Raw genomic sequence first — 21,550 nt, forward strand, 5'->3', positions numbered from 1 at the left:
GTCGCGCCCTGCCCCGGACCCCTCGGCGAACCCGCCCAATGGCGCTGGTACGAACCCTTCCAACCCCAACCACCACCGCCCACCAACTAACCGTCGAACAGGCCGGCCCACAACGCGATTCGTACCTGGGCTTACGTATGGGCGCGGCATCGCGCCATCACCGGATCACCGGATCACCGCCTCACCGGTCGAGTGGATCGCGACACGGTCTCATATTGGCCGCGAACAGGTTTCGCACACCGTACTGGACAGCTTGACACGGATACGCTGTCCGGATTCTGCATTCGACGTTCGAGTCCGGTTCCGAGGTATCCCGTGAAACTGCGAAAAGCACTGGCGTACCTTGGTGCTGCGCTCCTGTGCGTACCGCTTGCAGGGCCCGCGTCGGCACAACCCGCAGCCGCCACCGCGCGGACGACGCAGTGGATTGTCGTCGGCGTGCCCACCGCGGACGCCACCTCGGGCACTCTCACCGCCTTTCAACGGACCGGACAGCAATGGAAGCCCGTCCTCGGACCGACACCCGCGAAAGTCGGCGCGGTCGGTGTCGGTGAACCCGCTGACGGTGTCCACCGCACGCCGGTGGGGACATTCACGTTCGACCAGGCCTTCGGCCGCCAGGCCAATCCGGGCACCAAGATGCCGTACTTCCAGACCACGAACCAGGACTGGTGGGACGAGGACGCCTCGTCACCTACGTACAACACCCATGTGCGGGGTCCGAACAAACCGTCATCGATCGCGGAGAACCTCTACGATTCCGGGCCCGTCTACGACTATGCGGTCAACATCACGGTGAACCCGCAACGCATACCCGGACGGGTCTCGGGCATCTTCCTCCATGTGACCGATGGAAACCCGACGTGGGGGTGTGTGGCCATCGGGCGCGACGAGATGCGCACGCTGCTGACGTGGCTCGACCCCGCCGCGGCGCCACTGATCACCATCGGTGTGGGCAGTCCGTCGTTGGTTTCGTCGCGGGCATGATCGTGGACGAAGGATCAGCGTCGCGGGCGTGATCAGCGGGCGTGATCAGCGGCGCAGGGGTACCGCAGCCTCGAAAGCCGCTGCCTTGCCGTCGGATTTCCACTGCAGCCAGTTTTCCCACCGCTGGAGATTGCTCCGCTGCCACCAACGGTCCACCTTCGACGACAATCGCCGCGCGATCTCCAGCGCGAGGATCAGCGGAAAGCGGCTCAGTAACAGCAGCATTCCCGGCAGCGCCGACGGTAGGCGGTAGCGGCGCCGATTCCACGGCAACATGTACAGCCCGAGGTATCCCGCTTGTAGGCGGTAGTGGTACTCGGCGCGAAGCCGCTGCAGGCCGCGGTGCGTCGCGGCGGGTGCGAACGCGGGAACGAAGGACTGAACCAGTTCGGTACCGCTCTCCGCGCTGTCGTAACTGCGCGCCGCGTCACACATGAACAGGATGCGCCACGCATCGGCGACGGTCTCAGGGAAGTAGCCGTCGCATCGCACACCGACGAGGTAGCCGCAGTAGCGGTTGAAATGCAGAACGGCGCGCATCTCTCGCGCAGAGGTGAGGTGACCGAGAAGGAAAAGGCCCAACGCCGGAGCCACACTTCCACCCAACAGCGTGAGAAGCATGGCGGACTGGCTGATCGGCAGACCCCAGCGTTCGGCGTCCCACTCCGGGTGCTGCCTGACGCGGTCGCGGACGCTGACATGCATGATGCGCACATGCAGAGAAATGTTGCGCCCCAACGACCCTGGCGTCAGGATGGCGCCGGGACGGCAGACCTCGATCCACCAGCGCGATGTTTCCAGATACCGGTGCAGGGCGCGCTGGCCCGCGTAACCGCCGGAGAGAGACAGTGGCACCGCCAGCCAGCCCTCGGTGTAGGTGTCGTTGGTACCGGCGTTGCCGAGCGCGCCCAGTGCGTAGGCCCACCGGCGCCAGACCGCCGCGCCTTCCTCGACGAGGTCCGGGTCGACCCACGCGGGGAGTTGCTCGAATTCCTCGAACAGCGCACGCATCGACTCGGGCGCCTCGGGGACGTTGTCGATACCTTCCCGCTGCGCCTTCTCGACCAGATCGCGGGCTTTTCTCGCGCCGAGTTCACCGTGGTAGGTCTCGGCGACGAAACGTTCGGCGACGGGGTCGCCCTCGCTGAGGCCGGCGATGAATGCCCGTGCGATGTCGTTGGAGGGAAGCAGATCGACACCGGCGACTCGCTTCACCACATTTCGCAGGCGCGCGCGGCGACCGGTGAGCCCTGGGTAGCGAAACGCGGTGGGCGCGTTCGGTGGTCGTGGGCTCAGATCCGGCATATCTCAGTCTCAGCCGACTAGCCTTCGATCGTGCGGCTTTTCGCGGATCCCCTCGGTGACTGCGTAAGGTAGCGCGCGCTCATCGCGACGGCGATCCCCACCGCTGCCGCGCCCGCCAGCGAGGCGATCAGGACCGGCGCGGTTTCGCTCAGCCGCACCGCGATGCCGATCAACGCCCAGATGATCACCAGCCCGTAGGCGATATCGCGGTGGCGCAGGTTCATCACCACTCCGAGCGCGGCCGCCACCACGACCATGATGGCGCCCCAGGTCGGTTCGGAGAGCCCAAACCCGGACCATCCGGCGTCGTCGAGGGTGATCGTCGCGTTGGCGATCGTCGCGACCGATATCCAGCCCAGGTACACCCGGAACGGGATGTGCACCGTCCACCGCTCCAGCGTCGAGGTGGGTGGCCGGGAGGCTTGCAGACGGTAGATGACGATCAAAGCGACCAGCAGCACGACCATCACCAGCATGCTCAGCGGGAACTGGTTGTGGTGCCACGCGAACAGCCAGCAGCAGTTGGCCGCGGCGGTCAGCAGGTACCAGGGAGCGATGGCGCGTGCGGCGCCGCTGTCGTCGCGTCGCTGGGCGAGCGTCACGCCGAGGTACACGGTGTAGGCGATCAGCCCGAGGTAGATCAAGCTCCAGATGGAGAAGACGTATCCGGCGGGGACGAAGTACACCTCGAAGCGACGGGTGACGTCGCCGGTGGTCTGGCCGTTGATCGGCAGGCCGTTGGCGAGGTAGTTGACGACGAGCGTGGCCGCAGTGGCCAGGGCCACAGCAAGCGCCAACAGAACTGTCGAGGTGGATCGGCGGTCGGCAGTCTGGCTGACCATGTAGGGCTCCTTCGTCTTCGATCGGTAAGCCGTACATGCCCGTTCGGGTCAGGATCGAACCCTATGGCTGCGGCGGAGCGGTGAGGCCAAGATCTGCGGCGTTGTCGAAGTCGTCATCGATGAGGACGACGTCATGACCGGCGCGGTCGAGGATCGACGTCGCGATCGAGGACCGATAGCCGGACGCGCAGTGCACCCATACGGTCGAGGAAGGAACCTCGTCGAGACGCTTCGGTAATTCGTGCAGCGGTATGTTGACGGCTCCTGGGATGTGCTCGGACTCGTATTCGTGGCTCTGCCGTACATCGAGCACCGCCACAGCCTCCGTCCGGCGATGCTCGGCCAGGCGGCGAAAATCGGAGACCGGGTATGAGCGGAGCGGACTTCCGTCGCGCAACTGGTCGATGTCCCCGGTGGCGGCGCCCGTCAGTCGGTCTACCCCGATACGCACCAGTTCGCGTCTGGCGTCGGCAATCTGCTCGGGAGAGTCACCGATGAGGGTCACCGGTGCGCCCCAGTCGTACAGCCACCCGAAGTAGCTGACAAAGGAGCCCGACAGCTCGAAACCGAACGCCCCCTGCAGATGCCCGGCTGCGAACGCGGTCCGGCTACGCAAGTCGACCACCCACTCGCCCGTCTCCAGGCGGCAACGCAGTTCGTCGGGGTCGACAGGTTCGGGTGGCGTCAGATCCACCGGGGCCGGGCCCTCGCTGTTGATAACGCCCATGTGCGCGTAGTACGCGGGGTAGGCCGAGAGCCCGGCCAGCAGTTCGTCGACGAAGTTCTGCTCGTCCTGTGTGAGCGCAGGATTGGTCCGTCGTTGCTCGCCGACAGTCGATTCGTCACCGGAAGCCGGTGTGGCCGAACAGAAGCTGCCGAATCCGTGGGTGGGGTACACCGGCGTGTCGGCGGGGAGGCGTGCGGCGATCTTGCGCACCGAGTGATACTGCGCGCGGGTGAGCTCCTCGGTGTCCTCCGCACCGATCAGGTCGGTGCGACCGGTCGTGCCGAACAGCATCGATCCTCCGGTGAAGACGCCGCGAACCGCATCGGTTTCGTCACGAAGCACATAGCTCACGTGATGGTGAGTGTGCCCCGGGGTGTGCATCGCCTCCAACCGGATCGGTCCGGCGTCGATCACCTCACCATCGCTGACGGCGCGGCGGGAGTACTTCACTTCGTCTCCTGCGGGCACGACGTACTCGGCGCCGACGGTGCGCGACAGTTCGAGTCCGCCGGTCAGATAGTCGTTATGCAGGTGCGTTTCCAACACGTGGGTGATGCGGACCTTGCGGTCATCCGCGAGAGTGAGCATCCGGTCGATATCGCGCTGCGGATCGATCGCCACGGCGACATCGCCGTGGCTGACCAGGTAACTGCGGTCACCGAGGCCGGAGGTTTCGATTATTGAAATGTCCATGGGGAATCTCCTTGTGGAGTCAACGTAAGAAAATCGTGTCGACGAGTACGAACGCGGCGACGACGAAGACGAGGTAGGCGAACCAGCGCTGCAGGCGGTCGGTGTCGACCTTGGTGCCGAAGTATCCGGCGAGCAGTGAGGCGGCCATCGCGGCGGCGACGAATGCAGCAGTCAGCGACCAGTCGACACTCGTGCCGTGGAGGTGCGAGAAGATACCGGCTAGCGAGTTGGCCACGATTATCAGCAACGAAGTGCCGATGGCCGTGGACATTTCGACGCCGAGCACCACTACTAGTGCCGGAATGATGAGGAAGCCGCCACCCACGCCGAACAGTCCGGTTAACAGACCGACGACTAGGCCGGCCCCGATCGATCGCGGCGCGCATCGACGCCAATTGACCTGGCCGGCGCGAACCTCACATGCTGTGCCGGTGTTTTCCTGATCTGCCAGCATGCGGACACCGGCGACCACCATCACGACGGCGAACCCGATTAGCAGCGCCGATTCGGGCAGGTGTCTGCTGACGGCACTGCCGAGAACAGTTGCCGGGATGCCGGCCGCCGCAAAGATGCCGGCCATGCGCCACCGAACCTGTCGGGCGCGAATCTTCGGCAGCACGCCGACGGCCGAAGCCGAGGCGACGACGACCAGCGAGATCGGGATGGCCTCTTCGATACCGAGACCCACCCCGTAGACCAGCGCTGGGACGGCGAGGATCGACCCGCCGCCGCCGAGCAGTCCCAACAGCACGCCGATCAGCGCGCCGAGAGCCAGGCCTATTACCAATGCCATGAGCTGTGCAGTACCCGGCTACCGGCGACGCCACAACCCGCCGGCGCGGCGGGACGGCGGTTCGGTCGTCCGTCGACAGCGGCATTGCTGCGCAACCGGCACCGACCGCATCACGTCGTCGACGTGCTGACCGCAGCCGTCCCACGTCGTCTTACCGCAGGACGGGCAACGAACGGCGTAACACATGCGCATATCTCCTTTCGGACGAGACGTCTCAGAGGGTGGCGCGGGCATCGAGCCAAGCGTTGTATCCGCCCATCAGGTCGGATACCTGTCGAAATCCGTTGGCGCGCAGCAAGGACGCTGCCACACTCGAACGCCAGCCACCCGCACAGTGCACAACGACCGGTTTGTCAGTTGGCACTTCACTCATTCGGTTCCCCAACTGCGCCAGGGGAATTGGGATCGAGCCGGGAATGGCTCCGGCTTCGCGCTCGCCGGGGTTACGAATGTCCATCAGCGTCACGTCCTTCACGGCCAACATCTCGTCGAGCTCGGCAACCGTGGTCCGAGGTGCAGACTGGACCAGATCCATCAGCTCTGCAGGGAATTGTCCGTCGCGACCGACATTGAAATATCCGATGGCATTGTCCGAGCCGATACGGGCCAGCCTCAGCGCGGCCTGCTGCTCTTCTCCGGGGTAGGTGATCAGGACGATCTTGTCACCCACTGCGGTGACCATCCCAACGGTTTCGGCGAATCGGCCGTCGAAGCCGACGTTGACCGACCCTCGTAGGTGTCCTGCGGCGAAATCATCGACGCCGCGCGCATCCACCACACGCACGCCCGTTTCGAGCGCGGCCCGGATGTGCTCCGGACTCATCTCGGGGACCGTGCGCCCCTGCTCCAGCAGCGGGTGGACCCGCTTGTTCATCGTGGCATCCGACGCGAAATATGCCGGCGCGGCGGGCTGACCGTGGGTGATCAAAGAAACGAAGGCCTCTTCGCTCATCGGCTGTACCGAGGGGTTACTCACCCGCTGCTCGCCGATTGTCGAGGTTAGTTCCGCGGATAGATTCTTGCCGCACGACGAACCGGCGCCGTGGGCCGGCATCACCAGTACGTGGTCGGGCAGTTTCATCAGCTTGTCATGGATCGTGTGGAACATCGCTCGGGCCAAGTCATCCGTCGAGCTGTCACCGATATTGACCAGATCCGGTCTGCCGACGTCGCCGATGAACAGCGAGTCGCCTGTCAGCACGGCCGAAGGCTCGGAATCGGCACGCTCGCGAACCAGCACACTGATCGACTCCCAAGTGTGGCCAGGCGTCGACAGGATTTCCAAGTCGACCTGACCCAGTGACAGGCGCTCTCCATCGGCCAGCCTGCGGATCGGATACTCGGTTTCGGCGATCTCACCGAAGCCGATCCAGGCGCCGGTCGCGTCGACGAGTTCGAGGTGACCGGACACGAAATCCGCGTGGAAATGGGTGTTGATCACGCCCTCGATCGTCAGCCCGTGCTTACGCGCATCGGCGAGGTATTCGGTGATGTCTCGGCGCGGGTCGACGACGATCGCGCGTCCGGTCGACTCATCGCCGATCAGGTACGACGCGTGTGACAGGCATTCGATGTAGTACTGCTCGAGAATCATCCTTCTCTCCTCCCGGGCCGCGGAAAACTGGCCATATACCCCCAGGGGTATACGACAAAGATACCCCTGGGGGTACCTATAGCGCAAATACCCCCGGGGGTACCATTCAGATGGAGGTGGAAGGGAGAACCATGGTTGGTGACCAGGAAGCGATTGCCGCTGTGCTCAACCGGTTGCGGCGTGCGCAGGGACAACTTGCCGGTGTGATCGCAATGATCGAGCAGGGCCGAGAATGTAAGGACGTCGTCACGCAACTCGCGGCGGTATCGCGAGCGCTCGATCGCGCCGGCTTCAAGATCGTCGCGACGGGTCTGCGCGAATGCATGACCGGCGACCAAGAGGGCAATGAGAGGCCAATGACCGAGGAGGAACTCGAGAAGCTCTTCCTGGCCTTGGCCTGACAATTCACGATCGACGAAAGGAGTCATCATGAGCATCGCTTTGGCCACCAGCCTGAAGACCTCGTTCGACGATGCCGTCGCCCGAACGCGTGAGGCGCTGGCCGATCAGGGATTCGGCGTTCTCACCGAGATCGACGTGAAAGCGACGCTGAAGAACAAGCTCGGTGAGGACATGGAAAGCTACCTCATCCTCGGCGCATGTAACCCGCCGCTGGCGCACCGGGCGATCAATGCGCAACGTCAGATCGGTCTACTGCTGCCGTGCAACGTCGTGGTGCGCAGTGATCCAGAGGACCCGGAAACCACCCTCGTCGAGGCGATGAATCCGCAGTTGCTCGTGGACGTCACCGAGGAGCCCTCGCTCAAACCGATCGCCGAGGAAGTCGGAAGCAAGCTCCAAGCGGCGATCAGCGCGCTTTCTCGGTGACATTGGCGTGCGGCACAGCTCAGGCGAGCTTCGCCAGCGCGGTCTCGGGGTCGTATCCAGAGAACCCGTCGAGTTCGCCGTGCCGCAACCGATTCACCCAGCCGGGGTCGGCAAGAAGCGCCCGCCCGATCGCGACGATGTCGAACTCGTCGGCGTCGAACTGCTCGACAAGGCGGTCGACGGGGGCCGGCTGGATCACCTCGCCCCGTTTCTCACTGCGGAACTGGGTCTCCAAGCCGACCGAGCCGACCGCAATCACAGGCAGGCCGGTGACCTTCTTCGTCCACCCGGCGAGACTCAACTCGCGGTCGTAATCACCGAAGGCGGGCACGTAGTGCCGGCGGGTAGACGGATGCAGCACATCGACGCCGGCGTCGACCAAGGGGCTCAGCAGCTCCTGGAGCTCGGTGGGGTCGTCGGCGATGGAGGCGGTGTAGTCGGTGCCCTTCCACTGCGAGAAGCGGAAGATGATCGGGAAATCCGGGCCGACCGCCTCGCGCACAGCGGCCACCACCTCGGCGGGGAACCGCGTCCGCGCGCCCAGCGAACCGCCGTATTCGTCAGTGCGCAAATTGGTTCGGGTCCAGAGGAATTCGTCGAGCAGGTACCCGTGGGCGCCATGGAGCTCGATCGCGTCGAATCCCACTTCCCGGGCATTCGCCGCGCTTTGTGCGTACAGGTCGGCGAGACGTCCAAGTTCACGGCTCTCAAGCGCCCGGCCTCGCGGGCGACCGTGCCCGTCGACACCCGAGGGGCCGACGGGCACCACACCGTCGGTGTCGTCGCGCTGCACGCCCTGGTGCCACAACTGCGCGGCGACCGTGCCGCCCTCCCGGTGGACCGCGCCGACGACACGCCGCCAGCCGGCGAGCACCTCGTCGCCCGCGATCGTGGGGATGCTGGACGGATATCCGGCGGCCGGGTCCGGCAACCGGATCCCCTCGGTGATGATCAGCCCGACTCCGCCCGCCGCTCGCCGACGGTAGTACTCGACCACGTCGGGGCCCGGAACTCCATGGGGCGACGCCTGTCGAGTCATCGGCGCCATCGCGAACCGGTTGGGAACGGTCAGCGAGCGGACGGTGAACGGCTGGAAAAGATCGTCAACGGCCATGAACCGACACAACGCGGCGGTGCCGGCACTGATTCCATGCGGTTGACCGAGGCGCCCGGTCAGCCCTCCGACGGCTTGTCCACGGCCTCATCGGGCAGCGGCAGCCCTTCGGCGCCTGGAGTGGCGGGAGACAGCACGTCCTCCGCCTTTTCGGTCGGTTCGGGCGTTACATTCTCGTTCGGAGATGTCATGCCCGTCTTGGTACCCCCGAGGGGCCGGCGGTAATCGCCGCCACGCCGAACGGCGCTCGCGGCCGCGTGGCCGGGGTGGCTGCGTGCCCCGATGGCTCCGTCAAGCACAGCGCGCCGCTTAGTCGAACCGGCCTGCGTCGATGACCCGCAGCACCACCGCGCCGGCCTCGTCGGAGGCCGCAAGGTCGACCTCGGCGGTGAAGCCCCAGTCGTGGTCGCCCGCAGGGTCGTCGAAGATCTGTCGCACTCGCCACACCTCGGGTGCGCGGTCAATGATCAGCAGCGCCGGACCGCGAGCGTCGGCGCCGGTGCCGACGTCGTCGTGCTCGCCGAAGTAGTCGTCGCCGACCTGCTCCCAGCGCTGCGTCGTCCAACCCGAAGCGCCGTCCAGCGCGCCGAGTTCGTCCCAGCGCTGCCGGGCGAACAACTGCACGCGCCGGAACAACGCGTTGCGCACCATCGCCGTGAACGCACGCTGGTTGCCGGTCAGCGGGCGCGGCGGTGCCGGCACCGCCACCGGCGTGTCGTGCGGTTGGTCGGGGCTGGTCAGCTGCTCCCACTCGTCGAGCAGGCTCGAATCCACCTGGCGGACAAGCTCACCGAGCCACTCGACGATATCGGTGAGTTCTTCGGTCCTGGCCGTGGCGGGTACCCCCGACCGCAGCGCCTTGTACGCGTCGGACAGGTAGCGCAGCACCGCACCCTCAGCGCGGGTCAGGCCGTACTCGCTGACGTACTCGCGGAACGTCATGGCACGTTCCCACATCTCGCGCACCACCGACTTCGGGGACAGCCGCGCGTCGGCGGCCCACGGGTTGCTCTGCAGGTACACCTCGAAGGTGTGCTTGAGCATCTCCTCGAGCGGCTTGGGGTAGGTGACGTCGTCGAGCAGTTCGATGCGTTCGTCGTACTCGATACCCTCGGCCTTCATCGCCGCGACGGCTTCGCCTCGGGCCTTGTTCAGCTGCGCGGCCAGGATCTGGCGTGGATCGTCCAGGGTCGCCTCGATCACCGAGACCACATCCAGTGCAAAGGTATCCGCATCCGGATCGAGCACATCGACGGCGGCCAGTGCGAAGGTCGACAACGGTTGATACAGCGCGAAGTTCGGCGGCAGGTCGACGGTCAGCCGGTATCGGCGCCCGTCGGGGCCGGGCTTGTCGAGGCGCTCCACCACACCGGCCTGCAGCAGCGACCGCGCGATACCGACGGCTTCGCGAATGTGCCGCAGCTGCCGTTTGCGTGGCTCGTGGTTGTCGGTCAGCAGCCGACGCATTGCCTCGAACGGATCCCCGGGACGGTCGACGACGTCCAGCAGCATCGCCGTCGACACCCGCATGTTGCTGGTCAACGGTTCAGGGGTGGCCTCGATCAGCCGCTTCATCGTCGACTCGCCCCACGGCACCATGCCCTCGGGCACTTTGCGGCGCACCAGCTTTCGGCGCTTCTTGGGGTCGTCGGCGACCTTGGCGAACTGCTTGAGGTTCTCCACCTCGTGGTCGGGTGCCTGCACGACGACGGTGCCCGCGGTGTCGTAACCGGCGCGCCCGGCCCGGCCGGCGATCTGATGGAACTCGCGCGCGTTGAGCAACCTGGTGCGCACCCCGTCGTACTTCGACAGCGCGGAGAACACCACCGTGCGGATCGGCACATTGATGCCGACGCCCAGTGTGTCGGTGCCACAGATCACCTTGAGAAGACCGGCCTGCGCCAATTGTTCGACCAGCCGCCGGTATTTCGGCAGCATCCCGGCGTGGTGCACACCGATGCCGTGTCGCACCAGTCGCGACAACGTCGTGCCGAAGGCCGTCGAGAATTGGAACGCGCCGATCATCTCGCGAATTTCGGCCTTCTCCTCCTTGGTGCTGACGTTGACGCTCATCAGCGCCTGCGCGCGCTCCAGCGCGGAGGCCTGGGTGAAGTGCACGACGTAGATCGGGGCCTGCCCGGTCTCGAGTAGATCGCCGATCGTCTCGTGCATCGGGGTGGTCGCATACGAAAAGTAGAGCGGCACCGGGCGTTCGGCGTTGGCGACGAGTGCCGTTGGCCGGCCGGTGCGCCGGGTGAGGTCCTCGCGCAGGAAGGAGACGTCGCCCAGTGTCGCTGACATCAGCAGGAACTGTGCCTTCGGCAGCTCCAGCAGCGGAACCTGCCACGCCCATCCGCGGTCCGGATCGCCGTAGAAATGGAACTCGTCCATCACCACCAGCTCGATGTCCGCGTCGGAGCCCTCGCGCAGCGCGATGTTGGCGAGTACCTCGGCCGTGCAGGTGATGATCGGCGCCTCGGCGTTGACCGCGGCGTCACCGGTCAGCATGCCGACGTTGGCCGCGCCGAAAACCTCGCACAGCGCGAAGAACTTCTCGCTGACCAGCGCCTTGATCGGGGCGGTGTAGTAGCTGCGCCGGTTTCCCGCCAGCGCTGCGAACAGCGCGCCCGTGGCCACCAGCGACTTGCCCGAACCGGTCGGCGTCGCCAGGATGACGTTGGCGCCGCTGACCAACTCGATCAGCGCCTCCTCCTGCGCCGGATACAGAACGGTGCCGTTCTCCTCGGCCCAGGCGGCAAACGACGCAAACAGCTCGTCGGGGTCGGCGCCGAGCTCTTTGGCGATGTCGGTGAGCGAACCCTCAGGCACCGCGATGCACCGGCCCCAGCCGGTCGGCGATCTGCTCGGCGGCCAACTCGACTTCGGCGAGCCTGCTCCGCAGCCGTTCAGGCGCCCAAGCGAGCGCGATACGCGCTGGGGGCCAATTGGTTTCGTCGATCGGGATCAGCTTGAATTCCGGCGGGGAGAACATCTTGCCGATGAACGAGTCGGGTGCGTAACTCACCAGCGCAACGAGATGCCGGTTGAATACCTGGGTGGCCATCTCGAGTTCGCCACCGCGCTGGTTCGTCGTGCGCACCACACGGTGGATGCCGCGGCTGTTGAGTTGTCGGGTCAATCCGGCCAGCACTACCGGGTTGGGCCGGGCGAAGTCGATCACGACCTCCCGATCACGCAACTCGTCGATCGTCACAAGGTCTTTGGCGGCCAGGGGGTCGTCGAACCGCACCGCGACCGCACCCTGGTAGCTGGCCACCACCTTGTGGCGCAGGCGTTTGTCACCGGCGGGCAGGTGGATCAAACCTAGTTCGGCCTGTCCGGCGATCAGCGTGGCGGTGACCTCGGTGCCCGAACCCGGAACGCGGAACTCCGTCGGCCCGGGCAGGCCGGCCAGCACCGTCTCCAGTTGGGCGAGCAGGTCGGACGGAGCGTAGGCGGTGGCGCTCAGCCGAAGCGGCGCCGAACCCTGCACACTCTGCTTCGCAGTGGCTTTGAACTCCTCGATCTGTCGCAGGATTTCGCGGGCCGGGCCAATCAGCCGTTCACCGAGCGGGCTCAGCCGCACGTCGTGGTAGCCGCGTTCGAACAACGGCCCGCCGAGCTCCTTCTCGAGGAGTTTGATCTGCTTGCTCAGCGGGGGCGGTGTGATCATCAACTTGTCAGCGGCCCGCTTGAAGTGCAGTTCGTCGGCGACGGCGACGAAATACCTGAGCCTGGTGAAGTCGATGTCGATTCCTGCGGTGTCTCGAACGGGTGGCCGTGCACCCCGAATGCTACGAGATCACCGGTGTGGGCCCGTCAGGCGTGCACGTCGCCGTTGGTGGTCTCGAGCACTCCGCGCCGGTGCAGCGCCTCGATCTCCGTGGGGCTCAGTCCGAGAAGTTCCGTGGCGATCTCGGCGGTCTGCTCCCCGATGAGGGGGGCTTGGCGTAACGGCGGATCGGCGACGTGATCGCAGTGGATCTGCACGTTCTCCATCGTGAACGGGACGTCTGCGTGCGGATGAAGCTCCTCGCGGAACGACCGCCGTTGCTCGTAGTACCCCCAGGACGGGAGCTCGTCGGCGTGCATCACAGCGCCGGCGGGCACACCCGCGGCCTGCAGCCGTTCCATCGCCTCGGTACGCGAATGCCGGGATGTCCAGGCGCGCACCGCGTCGAGGTCGATCTCACCGTCGCCGGGCAGGCCGATGACCCAGCGCAGTGCCTGCAACTCGGCGGCGTCACGCACGGTGATCGCGATCCACTTGTGCTCGCCCGCGGCCGGGAACAGTCCCCACGGCGCCCCGCGTTCCGCGCAGGAGCGGGGATGGCCGGCACGCTCGAGCGCATCGGCGGCGATGTCGGCGGCGACGTGGCTCAGCATCACCTCGGCCTGCGCGATGCTCGCCGACCCGCCCTCGCCGGTGCGTTCCCGGCGCAGCAGCAACGCGATCGCGGACAGGGCGCCGATCCTGGCCGCCACGTGGTCGGGGTAGACCGTCACGGTGTCGCAGAAGGTCTCGGGCTCACCCGGGTACACCCACTGGCTCGTGAACCCGACCGCGGCGCGGACCAGCGGCCCGTAGCCCAGGCGTTTGGCCCACGGGCCGTCGGGACCGAACGCAGAACTGTCCACCACCACGATGCCCGGGTTGATGCGTCGCAGCGTTGCGTAATCCATGCCCAGCGCTTCGGCGACGCCGGGCTTGAAATTCGTCAGCACCACATCGGCGTCCCGCACCAGGCGGTGCGCGAGCCCGAGGCCCTCCTGTGTGCGCAGGTCGAGTCCGATCGAGCGCTTGTTGCGGTGCCCAGCGGCGAACGGCTGGGTCATCGTGGTGAGCTTGCCGACGCGCAGCCCGTCGGGATGGGCGGAGTGTTCGATCTTGACGACGTCGGCGCCCAGATCACCGAAGAGCCGGCCGGTATCGGCGCCGACGACGATGACCCCGAGGTCGAGGACGCGTATCCCTTCCAGCGGCCGCCCCTCGCCTCTTCGCTGCCGGCCTGCCAACAGTGGAGCGGCGGTGAGACGTTCGGACCCCTCGGAGTTCGAGCCGAGTGTGCTGGCGCGGTGTCCGTCGATCTCACTGACGCCGACCGGGATCGGGGCCACCACGCCGGGCGCAAGCTCCACGTCGCGGAAAACGCCGCGCGCGCTGAAGTGTTCGGCGGTCAACGCCTCCGAGAGGGGCAGCACCGCTGCCGTGGGAACACCGTGGGCCTGGCCCTGGGACTCCAGCTCGGCACGGGTTTTGTCGGCGCAGAAGCGGGCGATGGCGTCGAGCAGATGCGGTGAGCGGAAACGCTTTCCGAGTTTGTCGTAAGAGGGGTCGGCGAACTCCTCGGGGCTGCCCATCCACGTGAACATTCCGCGCCACTGCCGTTTGGCCAGGATGCAGATGCGGATATGGCCGTCCTTGCAGGGGATGATCGGATAGCGCTGGCGTTCGGCATCCCAGTCGCGTTGCTGCATCTTGACCGCGACACCCGCCGATGCGCTGCCCGCCGAGCCGAACGGCGGGTCGAGCGTCTGCATAGCCCCGTCGAGGATCGAGAAGTCGATCAGGTCGCCCTCGCCGGTTCGCAGGCGGTCCAGGTGGACGGCGATGGTCATCACCGCGGCCTGCGCGGCGGCTACGTGGTAGGGCAAGTCGGCAGGCGGTACCAACGGCTCGCGGCCCGGTATGCCGGAGCGCGACAGCTCGCTGGACAAGGCGTGGAACACCGGGCCGGTGCCCTGCCAGGTGCGGTAGTCGTTGTCGCGGCCGAAGTCGCTGAGCGACAGGATCACCAGCTGCGGGTGCTGCCTACGGATCTCACGCACCGCCAGCGTCGCCTCGGCGAGCGATCCCGGTCGGGTGTTCTCGATCAGGATGTCAGCTCCGGCAAGCATTTTCGCGAACTCGTCTCGGCCCGCCGCGGTCGATGAATCCAGCTCGACCGTCTCCATGCCGTGCCGGTTGATGGCGGTCTGCATCGGCACCCCTGCGACGCGCGGACCCACCACGTCGTCGTCGGTCACACCCCGCAGGCGCAGCACGGTCACGCGCGCCCCGAGGTCGGCGAGCAGTCGGCCGACGGCGCTCATCGGGCCCGAGCTCAGGTCGAGGATCCGCGTCCCTGACAACGGCGGATCGTATGCGGCGGCGCGGATCACAGATCAGCTCCTGCGGGCCTGACGGAAGGGGATGTCGCGGTCGGCCTCGGGCTCCTTGGGCAGCCCGAGCACGCGCTCACCGATGATGTTGCGCTGAATCTGATCGGTCCCACCGCCGATCGAGGTGAAGAACGCGTTGAGCGTCAAGAAGTTGACGTCGTCGGCCACCGGATTCTCGGGGCCGGCCAACAACGCCTGCGCGCCGATGATCTGTGTCTTCATCGCCGCCTCGGTGTGCAGGATCTTCGACATCGCGAGCTTGCCCAGCGACATGATCGAACTGGACGTGCCTTGTGTCGTCGCGGCTTTCGCGCGTGCGTTGTTGAGCCGGTTCAGCTCCCGCATCGCCAGCACCTTCGCCAGCGGGTAGCGCACCGCGGGGTCGTCGAGGACGCCGTGCTCACGAGCAAGTTCGATCAGGCTGTCTGCCTTGCGGTTACGCGAGCCGCGACCACTGTCGCCCATGATGGAGCGTTCGTAGGCCAGCGCGGTCTGCAGCGCCCGCCATCCGTTGCCCTCGCCGCCCAGCAGGTAGTCGTCGGAGACGGTCGCGTCGTTGATGAACACCTCGTTGAAGTGCGATTCGCCGGTGATCTGCACCAGCGGGCGCACCTCGATGCCGGGCTGCTTCATCGGCATGATGAACAGGCTCAGCCCCTTGTGCTTGGGCACATCCCAGTCGGTGCGGGCCAGAAGCAGGGCGTAATCGGCGGTGAGCGCGCCCGACGTCCACACCTTCTGACCGTTGACCACCCACTGGTCACCGTCGCGGACCGCGGTGGTGCGCACGCTGGCCAGGTCGGAACCGGCGCCCGGTTCGCTGTAGAGCAGGCACGTGCGTGACCGCTCGACCAAGAAGTCGCGCAGCAGGTCCTGTTTGATTCTCTCGGTGCCGAGTTTGAGCGTGGTGTTGGCTGGGATGTTGTACTTGTCCTGCCGCGATCCCGGCGCCTTGATCGCCGAGAACTCCTGGCCGATGACGGCCGCGAGGTCACTCGGATATCCGCGGCCGAACCACTCGGTGGGATAGGTGGGCACGGCGTAGCCGGCGTCGATCACCTTCTCCAGCCAGGCGATCCGCTCGGGCGAAGACGCCCACGGGTCGTCGGACTTGGGAAGTGGAGCCCAGTTGTCGCGCAACCACTCCCGGACCTCGGCGCGCAGCTCGTCGGCGGTGGGAAGGCTGGTCATGTCAGGCACCTTTCGAGACGAGGTAGCGCTCGCGGTGCAGGCGCGGGCCGCCGAACAACTGCAGGCCGGTGCGCGCCCTGCGCAGGAACAGGTGGGCGGGGTGCTCCCAGGTGAAACCGATGCCGCCGTGCATCTGGATCGCGTTCATGGCGACGGTCTCGTAGGCCTCGGCGCAGGCGAAACCGGCCAATGCGACTGCACCGTCGGAGGTTTCACTTCGCGCGGCCTTCTCGGCGGCGGCGTGCTGGGCGGCCGACGTCGCGTTCTCCACCTCGATCAGGAGGTCGGCAGCCATGTGCTTGAGCGCCTGGAAGCTGCCGATCTGGCGGCCGAACTGGACGCGCGTCTTGAGGTAGTCGACGGTGATGTCGAAGAGCCGGCGAGAGCCGCCCACCTGTTCACCGGCCGACGCGATCACGGCGTAATCCAGCGCCTCCTGCACGGCGTCCCATCCGGCGGTGCCGAGCCGCCGCGCGGGTGTAGCCGCGAAGGTGAACGTCGACAGCCGCACGGTCGGGTCGAAGACCGTCACCGCGGTGCGGGTGAAACCGGTGGCGTCCGGTGCCACCTCGAAAACGCCGACGCCGTCGCCTGTGCGCGCGACCACGAGCAGGACATCGGCGGCCTGACCCCAGGTGACGTAGTGCGCGGCGCCGGTCAGGGTGCCGTCGGCGCCGGCTTGGACGTCGACGCCCTCGGCGGTCCAGGCGCCGGACTGCCCGGAGATCGCGACGGTGCCGATGGCTGTGCCGTCGGCGAGTCGCGGCAGGAGTCGGCGCTTGTCGTCGTCGGAGCCCGCGGCCGAGATGAGCGCGACCGTCAACACCGCGCTGGAGATGAACGGTGCGGGCAGAAGGGCCGCACCCGTCTCCTCGGCGACGGCCTCGAGCTCGAGTGCGCCGAAGCCCAGACCGCCGAGTTCGTCGTCGACGATCATGCCGAGCACGCCCTGCTCGGCGAGCTGGCGCCACAGGTCGCGGTCGAAGCCATCCTGCGAGGTCATCACCCTGCGCACGTCGTCCTCGGTGCACCTGTCACCGAGCAACTCGCGGACCGCCGAACGCAGTTCCGCGCGCTCGGCCACACTGATCGTCATCCCAACCGCCTCTCCTGGCTAGCTGGGTCCATGGTTGGGCCCCGGCGGCCGGGTGTAAATCACGAATCTCGACACCGGCGGGTTTCCCATTGGGACATTTGGGACATGCGAGGGCGGTCGCCGCACCCCGGGCCGCTACTGCATACGAGCCTGGCCCCGACCGTCGATCAGGCTGTCGAGGCCGCGCTGCCACCTGGCGGAGCGGACCCGGTTGCACACCGCGCGGGTGATCAGGAGAACGGCTGCGGCTGTTCCGAGGACCGCAAGCAGGACGAGTGCGCCGGCCGTGACCGCTTCCATCGCGGCATGGGGAGCCGCGCGCTTGGAGTCGAAGAGCGCGGTTCCGACGGCGCCGGCGATCGGTACGGCGATCACGGACAGGGCGACGACCAAGGTCATGATCAGCGCCTCGATCCGATCCACGGAGCGGACCAGCGGATTGTCGCCCCTCAGGCGCGCCAGCGTCGACCACCGGGGTATGCGGAGGGTGAAGGTGGCCCACTCCTGATCGTCACCCAACCGGACAGCCGTGTGGGATTGATCGTCGCCATGCGGGCTGCGCACCGTCATCTCCTCTCACTATGGGGCTACGTCCTACTCCTCCCATCGTGGACCCCATCTGACCTGCGGGGTTTGCCGAGAAGCGACAACGTTGAGGCCCTCCGTTGTGGCCGGCCGACAACAATGCGCCGGGGCCGGGTATCGGCGGAGGCTTCGGCGCGGCGGGGGACGGGTACCCCTGACCGTCATCGAATCGGGAAGGACCCGCACATGGGTGAGAGTGAGACGCAGCGACGGCAGGTGGGCGATTCGGACAGCCCGATCGAGGACGAGTTGGAGGGCGCCTTTCAGAGGATGGTCGACGAGGGCACCCAGCGCCTGCACCGGGCATGGCGCGAAGTGCTGGTCACCGGCTTCTTCGGCGGCACCGAGGTTGCGGTCGGCGTCCTGGCCTACCTGTCGGTGTTGGCCGCCACCCACAACCACCTGCTGGCCGGTATCGCGTTCTCGATCGGATTTCTCGCGCTGCTACTCGGCCGCAGCGAGCTGTTCACCGAGGGGTTCCTGGTGCCGGTCACCACGGTAGTGGCCAAACGCGCCAGCGTCGGGCAGCTGCTGAAGTTGTGGATCGGAACGCTGATCGCCAATCTCGTTGGGGGGTGGGCGATCATGTGGCTGATCATGACGGGCTTCCCGAAACTGCATGCGCAGACGATCGAGTCGGGCACCCACTTCGCCACCGCCCCGCTTTCGGCGGAGACGGTCGCGCTGTCACTGCTGGGCGGCATGGTCATCACCCTGATGACACGGATGCAGCACGGCACCGAGTCGACGTTCGGCAAGATCGCCGCGGCGGTCGCGGGCGGCTTTCTGTTGGCCGGGCTGCAGATGTTCCATTCGATCCTGGACTCGCTGCTGATCTTCGGTGCGCTCATCGCCGGCGCCCCGTTCGGGTACGGCGACTGGGCGACGTGGTTCGCCTACACGGTCGTCGGCAACGTGGTAGGCGGTCTGCTGCTCGTCACGCTGCTTCGTCTGCTGCGCAGCAAGGACCGTCTGCAGGATGAGCGACAGGATGCGGATGCGGATGCCTCATGAGTCGCGAGAGCGTCGGTAGCGTCGATTGCGTTCCTTGGAGCCGAGAACGGAAGGTCGACGCGCGATGACGGACACCCCGGCTGAAGTGGTGGACTCGGCCGCGCCGCCACGACGCTCGCCGCGGCGTTGGCGGCGGATGGTCATCGTGCTCGCCATCACGCTGCTGCTGTTCGGTGTGCCGTGGTGGACGCTGCTGGCCTCGGGTGCGGCCTGGCCGAGAGCCGTCGTCATTGTCGGGACGCTTGCCTTCGCGGTGGCCTTTGTCGCGATGCCGGTGTTGATGACGCTCGGTCACGGTCGCCACCTCGACTGGGCCGCCGCCGTCGGGGATGCCCTGCTCGGGGTCGCGTGGGTGCTGTTCACCTGGGCGGTGCTGGGTCAGGCGTTGGGGTTGGTCCTGTTCGCCGCGGGGGTCGACAATCCGACGCGGGCGAGGGTGGTGGCCTGCGTGGTGTTGGCGGTCGCTGTGGCACTGCTGGTCTGGGGCTTCGTCGAAGCGATGCGCCTGCCCCGGGTCAAGAAGGTCGACGTCGCGATCGACGGGCTGGGCCGCGGCCTGGACGGGCTGCGCGTCGCGCTGATCACCGACACGCATTACGGGCCGATCGACCGCGCTCGCTGGTCGGCCGCGGTGGTCAAGCGCGTCAACGAACTCGACGCGGATGTGGTCGGCCACGTCGGTGACATCGCCGACGGAACGGTCGAGAAGCGGGAGGCCCAGGCAAGCCCGCTGGCCGCGGTGCAGGCGACGTTGGCCCGGGTGTACGTCACCGGCAACCACGAGTACTTCGGCGAGGCGCAGGGCTGGCTCGACTATATGCAGCGCATCGGCTGGGACGCACTGCACAACCGGCACGTCGTGGTCGAGCGCGGCGGTGACCGAATGATCGTCGCCGGCGTCGACGACGCCACCGCGCGGTCCTCCGGTCTGGTGGGGCAAGGGGCAGATCTCGACACGGCGCTGGCCGGTGCCGACCGCGCACTACCCGTCCTTCTGTTGGCGCACCAACCCAAGCAGGTCGCCCACGCGGCGCGGGCCGGTGTCGATCTCCAAGTCTCGGGGCACACACACGGCGGCCAGATCTGGCCGTTCAATATCCTTGTCCGACTGGAGCAGCCGGTGGTGCACGGCCTGAGTCGCCATGGTGAGCGCACGCAGCTGTATACCAGTCGCGGCACAGGCTTCTGGGGTCCGCCGTTGCGGGTGTTCGCGCCCAGTGAGATCACCCTGCTGACGCTTCGCCGCGCGTGAGCATGCGGTCGGGAACCGTGGCCCGGCAGTGGCGGCGCGCAGCTGAAGATGTACTCAGCGACCGCGCCAGCGCGGTGTGCGCTTCTCCCGCCACGCTTTGATGCCCTCGTGCACATCCTCGGTCGCGGCGGCCACCTTGCGCATCGTCTCACCGAACCGGACCGACTCGATCCAGCCCATGTTGGCCGTGCGCCAGGCCACCTCCTTGGTGGCGCGCTGCGCCAGCGGCGCCGCCTCGGTGAGCGTGCGCGCCCAGGACCGCGCCTCGGCCTGCAGATCACCGGGTTCGACCAGTCGCCACACCAGGCCGGTCTCCTTGGCGCGCTCGGCGTCGATCGTCTTACCGGTCAACAACAACTCCATGGCGTCGGCCCACCGGACGCGTTCGGGCAGCCGGATCGCACCGACGATCGTCGGCACCCCGAGAGATACCTCCGGGAACGCGAAAGTCGCTGTGGTCGAGGCGATCACGAAGTCACAAAACAGGACGCCGGTCAGACCGTAGCCGATGCAGGGCCCGTTGACCGCCGCGATCGTCGGCTTGAACAGTTCCATGCCGCTCTCGAACGAGTTGATCGTCGGCTTCTCCCAGAACGTGCCCCCGAAGGTGCCGACCGAACCCTCGCCGTCCTTGAGGTCACCGCCGGCGCAGAACACGTCGCCGTTTGCGGTGAGGATCCCAACCCACGCATCCTCGTCGTCGCGGAACCGCTCCCAGGCCGCGTTCAGGTCGCGCCGCATCTCGCCATTGATCGCGTTGCGAGCGTCGGGACGGTTGAAGGTGATGGTGGCGATGTGATCGTCCAACTCGTAGGTCACCAGGCTCATGGCTGCACGATAGCCAGGTGACGTCGTGCCGATGGATGACCATGTCGAGAAATGCCCGACGGATCCGTCCCACAGGTGAGCGACCAACTAGGGTCGCGACCCGAAGAACGGAGGACGAAGTCATGGCCAAGTATCTGCTGCTCAAGCACTACCGGGGCGCGCCGGCCAGCGTCAACGACGTGCCGATGGACCGGTGGACGCCCGAGGAGATCGAGGCGCACATTCGGTATATGAACGACTTCGCGGCACGCCTGGAGAACACCGGCGAGTTCGTCACCCATGCGGCCCTGGCCCCGGAGGGGGCATGGGTGCGCTCTGACGGTGAGGGCAAACCGCCGGTGGTCGACGGCCCGTTCGCCGAAACCAAGGATCTGGTCGCCGGATGGATGGTCATCGACGTCGATTCCTACGAACGCGCCGTCGAACTGGCCGGGGAACTGTCGGCGGCGCCGGGCGCGGGCGGTCGCCCGATCCACGAGTGGCTGGAGGTCCGGCCGTTTCTGACCGCACCACCGACGGTCACCGAGTGAGGCCCGGCG

The 21,550-nt window shown here is 66.8% G+C and carries 21 protein-coding genes; 7 read left to right on the plus strand and 14 right to left on the minus strand.

The annotated features are described in order from the left end of the window. The coding region (locus A5790_RS26260) for a hypothetical protein (protein WP_231987819.1) at positions 1–90 on the plus strand (90 nt) is incomplete at its 5' end. Between the two features lie 225 nt (positions 91–315). Next, positions 316–987, plus strand: coding sequence for a L,D-transpeptidase family protein (locus tag A5790_RS16365; protein ID WP_156656430.1), 672 nt, complete (start codon positions 316–318; stop codon positions 985–987). Positions 988–1,032: 45 nt separating this feature from the next. Here the strand turns inward: A5790_RS16365 and A5790_RS16370 are convergent, their stop codons facing one another. From A5790_RS16370 to A5790_RS16390, 5 genes are all read right to left on the minus strand, one after another. Further along, positions 1,033–2,292 (minus strand): oxygenase MpaB family protein, encoded by a 1,260-nt coding sequence (locus A5790_RS16370; RefSeq protein WP_066846293.1) that lies wholly within the window; start codon positions 2,290–2,292, stop codon positions 1,033–1,035. A gap of 17 nt (positions 2,293–2,309) precedes the next feature. Further along, entirely contained in the window at positions 2,310–3,134 is an 825-nt protein-coding gene (locus A5790_RS16375; RefSeq protein ID WP_066846295.1) for a tryptophan-rich sensory protein, read from the minus strand. Positions 3,135–3,195: 61 nt separating this feature from the next. Continuing rightward, positions 3,196–4,554, minus strand: a complete 1,359-nt coding sequence (locus tag A5790_RS16380; protein WP_066846297.1) for a rhodanese-like domain-containing protein — start codon at positions 4,552–4,554, stop codon at positions 3,196–3,198. Positions 4,555–4,573: 19 nt separating this feature from the next. Next, positions 4,574–5,347 (minus strand): sulfite exporter TauE/SafE family protein, encoded by a 774-nt coding sequence (locus A5790_RS16385; protein WP_066846299.1) that lies wholly within the window; start codon positions 5,345–5,347, stop codon positions 4,574–4,576. A 214-nt stretch (positions 5,348–5,561) separates the two neighbouring features. Then, on the minus strand, positions 5,562–6,941 hold the full coding sequence (locus A5790_RS16390; protein ID WP_066846301.1) for a rhodanese-like domain-containing protein: 1,380 nt from the start codon (positions 6,939–6,941) through the stop codon (positions 5,562–5,564). Positions 6,942–7,072: 131 nt separating this feature from the next. On the opposite strand from A5790_RS16390, the gene A5790_RS16395 reads away from it, so the two are divergent. Continuing rightward, positions 7,073–7,342, plus strand: coding sequence for a metal-sensitive transcriptional regulator (locus A5790_RS16395; protein ID WP_064396248.1), 270 nt, complete (start codon positions 7,073–7,075; stop codon positions 7,340–7,342). A gap of 28 nt (positions 7,343–7,370) precedes the next feature. Next, positions 7,371–7,769: a DUF302 domain-containing protein gene (locus A5790_RS16400; RefSeq protein ID WP_066846303.1), complete on the plus strand. Its 399-nt coding sequence runs from the start codon at positions 7,371–7,373 to the stop codon at positions 7,767–7,769. Between the two features lie 19 nt (positions 7,770–7,788). Here the strand turns inward: A5790_RS16400 and A5790_RS16405 are convergent, their stop codons facing one another. The 8 genes from A5790_RS16405 to A5790_RS16440 form a co-directional block, all read right to left on the minus strand. Next, positions 7,789–8,883 carry an NADH:flavin oxidoreductase gene (locus A5790_RS16405; protein ID WP_066846307.1) on the minus strand — a complete coding sequence of 365 codons (1,095 nt, stop codon included), beginning with the start codon at positions 8,881–8,883 and terminating at the stop codon, positions 7,789–7,791. 59 nt (positions 8,884–8,942) lie between these two features. Next, positions 8,943–9,074, minus strand: coding sequence for a hypothetical protein (locus A5790_RS26400; RefSeq protein ID WP_255361627.1), 132 nt, complete (start codon positions 9,072–9,074; stop codon positions 8,943–8,945). 118 nt (positions 9,075–9,192) lie between these two features. After that, on the minus strand, positions 9,193–11,712 hold the full coding sequence (locus A5790_RS16415) for an RNA helicase (protein ID WP_197696810.1): 2,520 nt from the start codon (positions 11,710–11,712) through the stop codon (positions 9,193–9,195). Then, positions 11,705–12,637, minus strand: a complete 933-nt coding sequence (locus A5790_RS16420) for a LysR family transcriptional regulator (protein ID WP_066846316.1) — start codon at positions 12,635–12,637, stop codon at positions 11,705–11,707. The genes A5790_RS16415 and A5790_RS16420 overlap by 8 nt, the downstream gene beginning before the upstream one ends. Positions 12,638–12,702: 65 nt before the next feature. Further along, on the minus strand, positions 12,703–15,015 hold the full coding sequence (locus tag A5790_RS16425) for a CoA transferase (protein ID WP_255361628.1): 2,313 nt from the start codon (positions 15,013–15,015) through the stop codon (positions 12,703–12,705). A 33-nt stretch (positions 15,016–15,048) separates the two neighbouring features. Next, positions 15,049–16,236: an acyl-CoA dehydrogenase family protein gene (locus tag A5790_RS16430; protein ID WP_066846320.1), complete on the minus strand. Its 1,188-nt coding sequence runs from the start codon at positions 16,234–16,236 to the stop codon at positions 15,049–15,051. Between the two features lies 1 nt (position 16,237). Beyond that, positions 16,238–17,332, minus strand: a complete 1,095-nt coding sequence (locus tag A5790_RS16435) for an acyl-CoA dehydrogenase family protein (RefSeq protein ID WP_066846323.1) — start codon at positions 17,330–17,332, stop codon at positions 16,238–16,240. A gap of 135 nt (positions 17,333–17,467) precedes the next feature. Continuing rightward, positions 17,468–17,902 (minus strand): hypothetical protein, encoded by a 435-nt coding sequence (locus A5790_RS16440; RefSeq protein WP_231987815.1) that lies wholly within the window; start codon positions 17,900–17,902, stop codon positions 17,468–17,470. 201 nt (positions 17,903–18,103) lie between these two features. Here A5790_RS16440 and A5790_RS16445 point away from each other — a divergent pair, with 201 nt between their 5' ends. After that, a complete protein-coding gene (locus A5790_RS16445; protein WP_066846326.1) occupies positions 18,104–18,931 on the plus strand; it encodes a formate/nitrite transporter family protein in 828 nt (275 codons plus the stop codon). Between the two features lie 64 nt (positions 18,932–18,995). Further along, positions 18,996–20,183: a metallophosphoesterase gene (locus tag A5790_RS16450; protein WP_066846329.1), complete on the plus strand. Its 1,188-nt coding sequence runs from the start codon at positions 18,996–18,998 to the stop codon at positions 20,181–20,183. A 54-nt stretch (positions 20,184–20,237) separates the two neighbouring features. Here the strand turns inward: A5790_RS16450 and A5790_RS16455 are convergent, their stop codons facing one another. Continuing rightward, positions 20,238–21,011 carry an enoyl-CoA hydratase/isomerase family protein gene (locus A5790_RS16455; protein WP_066846332.1) on the minus strand — a complete coding sequence of 258 codons (774 nt, stop codon included), beginning with the start codon at positions 21,009–21,011 and terminating at the stop codon, positions 20,238–20,240. Between the two features lie 122 nt (positions 21,012–21,133). On the opposite strand from A5790_RS16455, the gene A5790_RS16460 reads away from it, so the two are divergent. After that, positions 21,134–21,541 carry a YciI family protein gene (locus A5790_RS16460; protein ID WP_066846334.1) on the plus strand — a complete coding sequence of 136 codons (408 nt, stop codon included), beginning with the start codon at positions 21,134–21,136 and terminating at the stop codon, positions 21,539–21,541. The last annotated feature ends 9 nt before the right edge of the window (positions 21,542–21,550 follow it).

Origin of the sequence: Mycobacterium sp. 852002-51152_SCH6134967, assembly GCF_001667105.1 — a bacterium.
In the GTDB taxonomy this organism is placed as follows: Bacteria; Actinomycetota; Actinomycetes; order Mycobacteriales; family Mycobacteriaceae; genus Mycobacterium; species Mycobacterium neumannii_A.